We start from the raw sequence: 10,011 nt of genomic DNA, 5'->3' as shown, positions 1-10,011 counted from the left end.
CGCAGATTTTACAGTTAAAACTACCTGAGTTCCGGGGTTGCCTCGCATCTTCGCCGCCGCCTCATCCAAGGTCATCTTATCAGTCGAAAAACCATCAATTTTCAGAATGCGATCGCGCGGCTTAATTCCCGCATCATCAGCCGGAGAACCATCAAGGGGAGTCACCACCACCAGCGCCCCCGTCTCAGCCTCCTTAGCAATTTGTAACCCCACTCCCGTCAATTCTCCAGAGGTACTAACTCGCAGACTCCGATATTGTTCCGGTCTCAACAACCTGGTAAACGGATCATCAAGACTCGCCAACATTTCCTCAATAGCCAGATAAGTTTCCTCCCGATTTCTGAGAGGTTTCTTAATTTGTTTTTCCCGCAATAACCACCAATTTTGATGATTAAAACTCTCATCAACATAGGCGCGGTTCACAATACCCCAACTCTCGCTCAGAAGTTTCTGTTCATCCGTCAGCGCCCAAGCCGGTTGCACAACTACTCCCCAAACTAGGATAATCGGTAGCAAGGCGGCGAGGACACAAGAAACCAATCGTCTCGGCATAATAGCAAATTTTATGTTCTTTTCCAACATTGATGATGAGATGTTATCAATTTTAGCAAATCTAAATGATCCGAAACTCCGCCATATATGGCTATAATTGTTTCAGGCTTGGTAGGCTAACCCCCCCATGGAGGAACTGACATTGACTGTAACTTCTCTTGAAAACCAAAACAAGTCCCCGATCCAGTTTACCTTTCGATGGGCGGGGAATGGGCGATGGCTATCACTATTGCTCCTGGGAGGATACTTAACCTTAACATCCCCACTCGCCCAAGCACAACAGCAACGCTACGGGGTCTATGTCTCAGGGGATAATCCCCTCCTGCTGGAAATAGTCCAACAGGTACAACCAGGAGCCATAATCAAAAGATATGGCGATCGCATTGTAATTGATGCCGGCATTTATTTCAATCAGACCCAAGCCCAACAACTCGTATCAAGTCTCAGACAAAGGGGAGTTCAAGCCCAAATTACCGATTTCCGCAATACTCCCGAATTTCAGAACTCCATAAATGTCAGCCCCCTGGTAGTTCCCCCACAACGAGGGTCAACCCCACCCATTCAAACCAATATTAGACTAAATACTATTCGCCCCACCACTGACCTAGGACTTTATCAAGTCTATATCAGACCCGGTGCAGCATCCCTAGACCAAGTGCGACAGGTATCCCCCAATGCACAAATTGTTCAATATCAGGGTGTCCCCGTAATTCAAGCCGGTAGTTTTGTCAACTTGTCCAACGCTGAACAACTCCTCAGTCAACTAATTCTCAGACGCATTCGAGGAGAAGTCGTCGCCTCTCGCGGACAATTGGAAATTTTACTCGGTTTACCCACTCAGACCCCTACTCCTATTCCCGCAGCGTCAGGTATTAACCTGGGACTAAGTGATACTGATGGCTATTTTGTATTAATTCCCACACCAGCCGCAGAACTATCTAGGACCGCTGAAAATGCCATCGCTTTAGGTGTACCTCAAAACAGCATTATCATTCGTGACCACTTCGCTGACCCCTTGGTAGCCGTTGGACCTTTTGCCAATTTGGGACTCGCCCAAGAATGGGAAAATTATCTCACAGATTCGGGAATTGGCTCCGCTCAAATATATTTTGGCAGATAGTCCCATTACTGTTACCATGATTAACAATGGCAGGCACTCCTAATCATTTTCAACTTATCCAACAGTTCGCTGTGACCGCAGCCCAAATGCAAGCCATAGAAACTCGCATTTTTGACGCGGGAATGCCTGTGGCAGCTTTAATGGAAAAGGTCGCCCTCAATATTACCCGCCGCCTATTGTCGATTTTACACTCTGAGCATACCAGCACACCAATCAAGTTAATTGGGGTTGTGGTGGGACCGGGGCATAATGGGGGTGATGCTTTGGTGGTGGCGCGGGAATTATACTATCGCGGTTATGGGGTTCTGTTATATTCTCCCTTCAGCCAACACAAGCCACTCACCGCCGATCATCTTCGATATGCTGCTAGTCTCGGTATTCAAACTGTAGAGGCGATCGCCCAATTAGCACATTGTGATCTAATTATCGATGGGATGTTTGGCTTTGGCTTAGAACGTCCTATCCAGGGGGATATAGCACAAATAGTCGAAACTGTCAATAGTTGGCATCAGCCCGTTTTTAGCATTGATATCCCATCAGGTATCCATACTGACACAGGATTAGTCCTCGGAAAAGCTATTAAGGCAACAAAAACTTTCTGTTTGGGGTTATGGAAATTAGCCTTTTTGCAGGAACAAGCCCTACCATGGTTGGGAACTTCCGAGTTAATTGATTTTGATATCCCTTTAACTGATATTCATGCCGTCCTGGGGGTGTCTCCCCCACTACAGCGACTAACTCCCCAATGGGCGATATCTCATTTACCTATCCCCCTCCCCCAAAATACCCATAAATATAAACAGGGTCATTTATTAATTATTGCCGGTTCCCGTCGTTATACCGGGGCGGCGCTATTGTCAGGCTTGGGGGCGCGAGCTAGTGGCGTGGGAATGCTATCAATAGCTGTCCCGGAGTCTATCAAGCCTCTGTTGAGTTTTCAACTACCCGAAGCCTTGATTATCGGTTGTCCAGAAACCGAGCTGGGTGCGATCGCCTCTATTGCTGATCATATAAACTTGGATAGTTATGATGCGATCGCCTGTGGTCCAGGTTTAACCCCTGAGAATGTCTCCCTCATTGAGACAGTATTAAATAGCCATAGACCCCTAGTCCTAGACGCTGATGGCCTGAACCTGTTAGCCCAACTAGACCCCGTGACTACCCTATCTAACCGTCAGGCTGCCACCATTCTCACCCCCCACCGTGGAGAGTTTAAACGCCTGTTTCCCCAACTAAATGATAAATCACATAGCTCTATGGAAGGGAGTAGGGCAGCAGCCAGTTTAACTGGCGCTGTGGTCATTTTAAAGGGTGCGAGAACCTGCATTGCTACCGCTGAGTCAGTAATCATTAACCCAGAAAGTAGCCCCGCCCTAGCCCGTGGGGGCAGTGGCGACGTTCTCACTGGTTTGTTAGGGGGCTTACTCGCTACCCAGTCTCGACAGTCACAGCCCCCAGAATTAAGCGCTCAAGTCGCCGTTTGGTGGCACTCACTCGCTGGTATAGTGGCAGCAGGCGATCGTACTGAATTGGGAGTCGATGCTTTTACCTTAACTAAGTATCTCAACTTAAAGCAGTTGTTAACACATTTCCCCCAGTTCACTCCTAATAGCAATGTACCTATATACAACAACTAACAGCTTAATTATGGTTTACCTTTCCTACTCCCTATCCTTCCCTGCCTAGATACAGCTATATCATTAATTCCTTAACTTAAACTTAGCCAAATACCCGGTAACTAATCATGAAAATTATCATACAACAGAACACCGTCTTAAAACAGAAACCTGTCGCATCCAATGAACTAAATTCCGCTGATAAAATCTCTATCTATGCTGGCAACCAATACGAAATTACCGACTATAAATCAGCCGGATATGGACACTTAGAAATTAAATTTAGACCACCCTATCCCGGACAACGGGAAACCTGGTATATATTCGCCCCTCATATTCAACTTATAGATGATAAAATAGGCAGCATTAATCAGCCCGTAAACGTTAACACTCCCGTAGATACCAATAGCCCGGTCAGCAGTCCCAAACCCGCAGCTACTGTTTCCAGTAGTTGGAAATGGCCGATGCGCGGCACTAGCATGGGACCTAGAACTGAGTTTGGTTATGCAAGGGGAAGACTTCATGCTGGCGTTGATATTGGCGGATATACTCCTGATGAATGTTATGCTGCTAGTAATGGGGTTGTGGAGTATGTTAAAAATAATACCAGCGGCGCAGATGGTCGGTCTATTCATATTCGCCGCCCTGACGGTTGGGAACATCGATATTTGCATTTGCGGTCAATTAGAGTCAGGGTAAATGATCACGTTTCCCAAGGACAATTAATCGGAATTAGAGGCGGTTCTGGTTTTGGCTACGAAGGGCGAGAAATTGATGGCGGCGGCTATTCTATCCATCTCCATTTTGAAATTCGCCGACCTGACGGGACTCCCGTAGACCCCCGCCTATTTCTTCCTAATGATGGTAGTGTCCCTATTGTCGGATAATCGACAAGTGGCGGCGGGCGATCGCAAATCGCCATATTTCCTGGGAATTGGAAATTTACCCCGTGCCTATGCCTGAAGAAAATCTAGTAAAATTAGGCGGTGAGGTTCGCCGATCGCTTTCAACATTCCCGCTTGTTTAGAATAGGCTTGTCCGGCTATAATATCACCACGGCTTACCAGTTCCATATCCCACCCCTCCCCTAAAATCAGTTGCTCAAGACCTACTTCTAGGGGTCCGTGAAATACATGGCGCACTACCTCTTCTGTCCCATAAGTGCCAAACTCATATAGGGAGGTCGGGACATAGCCAATTTCTTCGAGTAATTCCCTTTTTATGGTTTCTAGGGGGGTTTCCATGGGTTCTATATGACCCCCAAACATCCCCCAAACCCCAGGATAAACTATGGTGGGGATATCGTCCCTTAGCTGTAGGAGAATTTTGTCGGACTGGTACAAAATGGCGATCGCTACTTCTCGAGCCGGTTTTGACATCATCTGGTAATATGGGTTCTATGGTGGTTATCATTGGTGCTGTTTGGAGATTTTAGCCACTAGGCGGTCAAAGTACCAGTTAAGTCCCGGTGATACCAAGCTGTGAAGGCGGTTCAGTAGCGTCATTTCTATTCCCGGAGTGATCGCAAACTCCCCCTTTTCCAGACCTCGGACAATAGCCTCGGCGACATCTTCTGGTTTCCAAATTCCAGCCGTCGCGGTTATCTCTTGGGTTTCTGGGGGTTTAGTCAAGTTTTCTGTCCTCAGTTGTGGCGTATCTGTGTCGGGTGGGTATACTACTGCTATCTTTATTCCCAATGGCTTTAATTCGCCCCGTAAAGCCTCCGCTAACCCCCGTAAGGCAAATTTGCTAGGAGAGTAGGCGGCATAGCCATAAAGCCCCATTAAACCCGCCCCAGAAGATATCAAAACTACTGTCCCTTTTCCCCGTTTCACCATCAGCGGCACTACTGCTTTTACTGAGTATAGCGCCCCAAAATAGTTCACTGACATTGTTTGTTCAAAGACTTTTACGGGCATTTCGAGGAAATAACCAGGATAGGCTACACCCGCTGATATCACCAATATATCCGGTGTACCTAGCCGATCGCATGAGTTCATCATAGCAGCTTCTATCTCCAGGCGATCGCTCACGTCCGCCACCAAGGTCAACACCTCTCGCTCAGGACACAACTTCTCTAGTTCCCTCGCCGCCTTTTCTAATTTTTCACCATCACGGGCAATTAGGGTAATATTAGCCCCTGCCTCCATTAGCAGTTTCGCTGTCTCTAAGCCTATCCCACTAGAACCACCCGTGATTATTCCATGTTCTACTTTCATCATAGAATTAATTTATCCACAGAGGCGATCGCCAATTGACACTCTCGGCAACTCATGCTATTATTATGTATAAAGTATATAATTGGAATTTTTGGAATTTTCAAATAAAAGTCAATATCTCCATTATGATATAGACTATCACGGGCGCGACCGAAAAGCAACCCCTCCCCCCAAAAAAAAGATTTTTTTGACAAAACTTAACAAAACTTAACATTTGGGCGAAATAAGTGGGAGTGTTGTGGGTGATAAAGGCTAGACCTGGCGGTTGGGTTAGCACCGGTTGCGGGAGTTATGAGATAGAGTGTGGTGCGTGTGAAATTTTCTTGTTGAGTAACTTCAGCCATTTGATGTAGGGGAACTACCCTAATTTTCTCATCAGGCCATCCGAGACGATAACAAATAGCGACCTGTGTTTCGGGGGGGTAATGTGCGATTAACTTATCTTGGGCGGCGGTGACATGGCGCGCGCTGAGATAGAGACACAAACTAGCTTTATGGGCTGCTAAACTCGCCAACTCTTCTGAGGGAGGAACACCTGTGGCGCGTCCACTGACGCGGGTTAAAATGATAGTCTGGACTAATTCAGGAATAGTCAACTCCAGCTTGAGTTTAGCGGCTGCATCTTGAAAAGCGCTAATACCGGGGACTATTTCAAAATCAATACCCATCTCTGAGAGTTGGCGTATCTGTTCATAAATAGCCCCATATAGGCTAGGGTCTCCCGAATGTAGGCGGACAACCGATCGCCCTTTTTGGACTCTATCTATCATAACAGGTAGGATATCCTCAAGGGTAAGATTAGCGGTGGGGATAATTTCTGCATCCTGACGCACACCGACTAACATTTGCGGGGGTATCAAGGAATCAGCAAACAGAATCACATCAGCTTGAGTCAAAAGTTTTTGGGCTTTAACTGTGAGCAATTCTGGGTCGCCTGGTCCTGCCCCTACAATGTACACCATTGGTGGCAATGATTTTCGGGTTGTGCCATTCATAGCAAAAATTTTTGCCCTACCAGTAATTTCTTTCCGGATTATATCAGAGTTAGGTGGTAACTAGGTATGGTAGATGCACCCTGGTTAATGCCCTGGAGAAAAACAAACTCCGGGGCGTTTTTTATATTTTATCATTCTGGGAGGCTGTTGGCAACCAATGGCAATCAAGGGGACTCTGGTTAGGGTGGGTTGATGGCTAGAAATCAGATTTGACGACATCAGGTAAATGGCGTTGGAAAACATATAACCATAGTAGACCTGTCATTGCCAATAGGATACCGCCCAGGCTAATTAATTGGGCTATTCTAAAGGGTCCTAACATAAGGCTATCAGTTCGGAGTGCTTCAATCCAAATTCGTCCAGAACTGTAGGCGATCGCATAAACTAAAAAAATAGTGCCTAATTTGAGGGGAGGCTTTTGTTGTAGGTCTCGGAAAAACAGGGTTAACAGTAAGCCAAAGACGAGGAAATTCCAGATTGACTCATAGAGGAAAGTGGGATGAAAATATTGATAGTCCTGATAACCCAGAGGTCGGTAGGGGGGAGATATGTATAACTTCCAGGGTAAATCTGTCGGACCGCCAAAGGCTTCGGAGTTAAAGAAATTTCCCCAGCGTCCGATAGCTTGACCTAAAATCAAGGCAGGCGCGACCAAATCAGCTAACAACCAAAAGGAGACCTGATTAATTTTGGCGAAAATGACCGCCGCCAGCATACCTCCGATAATCGCGCCATGAATAGCGATGCCACCTTTCCAAATGGCAATAATACTAGCGGGGTCGTTAGCATAATTTTGCCATTGAAAGGCAACATAGTAAAGTCGGGCGGCGGGAATTGCACCAATGACCAACCAAATCACCAAATCCCCCATTAACTCTGGGTTGACATGGCGGCGGCTGGCGAGATACTGACAGAGGGTGACACCAATTAATACCGCCGAAGCAATTAGTAAACCATACCAGCGAATTGATATGGGACCGACTTCTAAGATAGTCGGTCCGGGAGATGTAAATTGAAACCCCACAGGGAGATGTTGAGTTAGCATTGATTATTCAGTTTCCCCGACCTCAGTTTCGGTGGTAGCTTCGGGGGAAGTTTCCATAGTTGGGGAGGTGGGTGTCATTCCTGCCTGTAGTTTAATTTGATCTCTAAAGCCGGCAGGGGCTAAGTCTATGGCTTCCGCAAATAGTAACTCAGCATCGTCAGGATTTCCCTGTTGTCTGAGTATGATAGCTTTAGCTAGGACGGGGCGAAAGTCTGACTCGCTGTTTTTGATAGCCTCATCATAAACGGCGATCGCTTCTTGGTAACGTTGCTGTTCGGCGTAAACCTGCCCTAAGATTAGTTGGATGGAGATTTCGTCAATACTTCCGGCTTGGGCTTGATTAATCTGTGGTGCTGATTTGAGGGTATCTTCTAATAAGCCAATGGCGGCTTCGGGGCGGTCTTGGGAAATCAGAAGGCTAACGAGTCCCTGGAGGGCTTGGACTTCTCCGGGTCGCTGTTCTAAAATTCTTCGATAACTTTGAGCTGCCGCTTCCGGATCGCCTGTATACTCTTGAGCTTGGGCTAATAGAATCCCATATTCTGGAGTTTCCGGGTGTAATTGCGCCAACCTCTGTAAAGGTTCAACAACATCTCTTACCTGTCCTTGACCTTGACTGATTAACTCAAATTTAGCTTGCAGAAATCCCCGTAGGGCGGTCTCATTATCAGGTTCTCTTTGTAAAACCAATTGATAACCCCTGGCTTGGTCTTCGAGGTCTTTGAGTTGAGCGCCGCTAATATTGGAAACGGCGGTTTGATTAGGTTCAGACTCGGATGAATCAGTTCTTAGGAGTCCTCCCAGCAAGGGGGCCATGGAAAATCCCACAAATGCGATTAGGGATAGAACTAAAATTACCCCAATCACGCCACGACGTTTATCTACCATGACTTCTAAATTCCTCTCTCCCAGCTAACGGCTTTGCTGATCACATGGTAGCAGAACGGATCACCGGAATGGGTGACGGATTTCCTGTTGTCCCATGGGATTTAGTACAATAGGCACATTGGTGTAATTGCTATCAAATAGGCGATCGCCATAGTGCTACCTGATGAGCTGTAATCTATCCTAGCCACCGATAGGTCTAGTTCTGTTGATGTGGAGTCAGATATTCGGGTATTATTTACCCGAATATCTGACTTGATTAACGCGGACTAGGTTCTGATGGTACTGTATCACCTAGAAAATCATGCAGTTTGGCATGGTATGTTTCTCCCACTCTGAGGTTTTATGAGTCCTTCTCCGAATAAATTCCCCCAAGTCCCCGATTCCCCCCCTATCCCACCCCAACCAGGTGTTGATCAGCCAGAGGCGGAAAGTTCTCTAGTTGAACAGATAGATGATGCCGCAGCGCCTAACTTGACTGAAAATACCTCCTTATCTACTCCAGATAATCATGTTAAACAGCTATCAGATGAAGATGATGGTTTAGTTCACCCTATACCTCCCCCTAGTGAGCCTCGCCAATATAGGGCGATCGGTTTGGTGCGCGGGTGTTATCATGCTTCGGGTGAACAGTTTACTCAAGGCATTCTTCGCACTGTCGAGGGTGCGGAAATTGATGCGGTTCTGTTAGGACGGGTCATGAGTTTGGTTAAAAAACATATTGACCTAGAGGCTGAACATCTCTGGGTGGTTTATCCTCGCACTCGCCAGAAACAAGATGATCTGCACGTGCAAATTATGGGAGTTTGGGAACCACACACCCTGACTAAATCTGATGATGACTCTATGGCGGTTGATAAGATATCGCCGGATATTTCCCCAGAGCATCAGGCTTTACCGGATATTGAACATGGTTATTTTTCGATTCGAGGTGAGATTGTTTATCAGTCTCAGGATGACCCCCAATATGCGATCGTCAAAATCCGACAATCCTCTCGTCATGAAAACGAAAAACCCAAGTTCTTTAAATTAAAATTACTGGGGATGGTGGGTCTGCGACCTGTCGGACATTTTATAGACCTTCACGCACGTCTGATTGGTAGTGATTTAGTGGTTGAGGAAAGCCACGATATCGGGGCTTTACCTATTAAGGGTAAAAGACCGTTTAAACCAGGTAAACCCAGGGGCAGTTTCCCGCGATCGCCTCGTCCTGATACTAAGCCCCGCCGCACTTCGGCTTCCGGTTCCCCCACGCCAAAACCTATTCCCCGAAAATCTCCTAAAACCCAAGATTAGTTAGACCCGGCCAATAGCTTACATATCACAGCCCACAGTCCTCTCGGTCTGTCTAACACACTTAGGGGCAATTCCTTAATTGTCCCCAATGCACATTTTAGTAATTTTGTCAATCCCCCCTCAAAACGCCCAAAAAAAACTCGTGCATCGCCAGCAAATTCACGAATCAGAGTGAGGGTTATGGGTGGGGTAGGTGAGGCGAGAAAATGCAGGTTTGAGGCGATCGCTTTCTACCGGAAATCGGCTACAAAATCCCTATAAATACAAAAAAGGTATTTTCACA

At 46.6% G+C, this 10,011-nt stretch carries 10 protein-coding genes; 4 read left to right on the top strand and 6 right to left on the bottom strand.

Annotated features, from left to right (window positions below):
* On the bottom strand, positions 1 to 552 hold a 552-nt coding region (locus tag B9T16_RS21900; protein ID WP_410245750.1), incomplete at its 3' end, for a PDZ domain-containing protein.
* 142 nt (positions 553 to 694) lie between these two features.
* Here B9T16_RS21900 and B9T16_RS21895 point away from each other — a divergent pair.
* The 3 genes from B9T16_RS21895 to B9T16_RS21885 all read left to right on the top strand — a co-directional run bounded on the left by B9T16_RS21895 (position 695) and on the right by B9T16_RS21885 (position 4,175).
* Complete coding sequence (locus B9T16_RS21895; RefSeq protein ID WP_410245748.1) at positions 695 to 1,672, top strand: hypothetical protein; 978 nt, start codon at positions 695 to 697, stop codon at positions 1,670 to 1,672.
* Between the two features lie 26 nt (positions 1,673 to 1,698).
* On the top strand, positions 1,699 to 3,309 hold the full coding sequence (locus tag B9T16_RS21890) for an NAD(P)H-hydrate dehydratase (RefSeq protein ID WP_410245747.1): 1,611 nt from the start codon (positions 1,699 to 1,701) through the stop codon (positions 3,307 to 3,309).
* Positions 3,310 to 3,416: 107 nt separating this feature from the next.
* Positions 3,417 to 4,175, top strand: a complete 759-nt coding sequence (locus B9T16_RS21885) for a M23 family metallopeptidase (RefSeq protein WP_410245746.1) — start codon at positions 3,417 to 3,419, stop codon at positions 4,173 to 4,175.
* 66 nt (positions 4,176 to 4,241) lie between these two features.
* Here B9T16_RS21885 and B9T16_RS21880 read toward each other — a convergent pair whose 3' ends face one another.
* The 5 genes from B9T16_RS21880 to B9T16_RS21860 all read right to left on the bottom strand — a co-directional run bounded on the left by B9T16_RS21880 (position 4,242) and on the right by B9T16_RS21860 (position 8,435).
* The gene (locus tag B9T16_RS21880) at positions 4,242 to 4,667 is read right to left on the bottom strand and encodes an NUDIX hydrolase (RefSeq protein ID WP_410245749.1); all 426 of its coding nucleotides are present in this window, start codon (positions 4,665 to 4,667) and stop codon (positions 4,242 to 4,244) included.
* A 30-nt stretch (positions 4,668 to 4,697) separates the two neighbouring features.
* Positions 4,698 to 5,510, bottom strand: coding sequence for an SDR family oxidoreductase (locus B9T16_RS21875; RefSeq protein WP_006617155.1), 813 nt, complete (start codon positions 5,508 to 5,510; stop codon positions 4,698 to 4,700).
* A 194-nt stretch (positions 5,511 to 5,704) separates the two neighbouring features.
* The gene (gene cobM / locus B9T16_RS21870) at positions 5,705 to 6,502 is read right to left on the bottom strand and encodes a precorrin-4 C(11)-methyltransferase (RefSeq protein WP_014274689.1); all 798 of its coding nucleotides are present in this window, start codon (positions 6,500 to 6,502) and stop codon (positions 5,705 to 5,707) included.
* Positions 6,503 to 6,698: 196 nt separating this feature from the next.
* Complete coding sequence (gene lgt, locus B9T16_RS21865; protein ID WP_410245745.1) at positions 6,699 to 7,547, bottom strand: prolipoprotein diacylglyceryl transferase; 849 nt, start codon at positions 7,545 to 7,547, stop codon at positions 6,699 to 6,701.
* 3 nt (positions 7,548 to 7,550) lie between these two features.
* Positions 7,551 to 8,435, bottom strand: coding sequence for a tetratricopeptide repeat protein (locus tag B9T16_RS21860; RefSeq protein ID WP_006616431.1), 885 nt, complete (start codon positions 8,433 to 8,435; stop codon positions 7,551 to 7,553).
* Positions 8,436 to 8,777: 342 nt separating this feature from the next.
* On the opposite strand from B9T16_RS21860, the gene B9T16_RS21855 reads away from it, so the two are divergent.
* Entirely contained in the window at positions 8,778 to 9,728 is a 951-nt protein-coding gene (locus B9T16_RS21855) for a hypothetical protein (protein ID WP_410245744.1), read from the top strand.
* The last annotated feature ends 283 nt before the right edge of the window (positions 9,729 to 10,011 follow it).

This window comes from Arthrospira sp. PCC 8006, assembly GCF_046480465.1.
Classification (GTDB): Bacteria; Cyanobacteriota; Cyanobacteriia; order Cyanobacteriales; family Microcoleaceae; genus Limnospira; species Limnospira platensis.
This window is presented reverse-complemented; position numbering and strand designations above follow the sequence as displayed.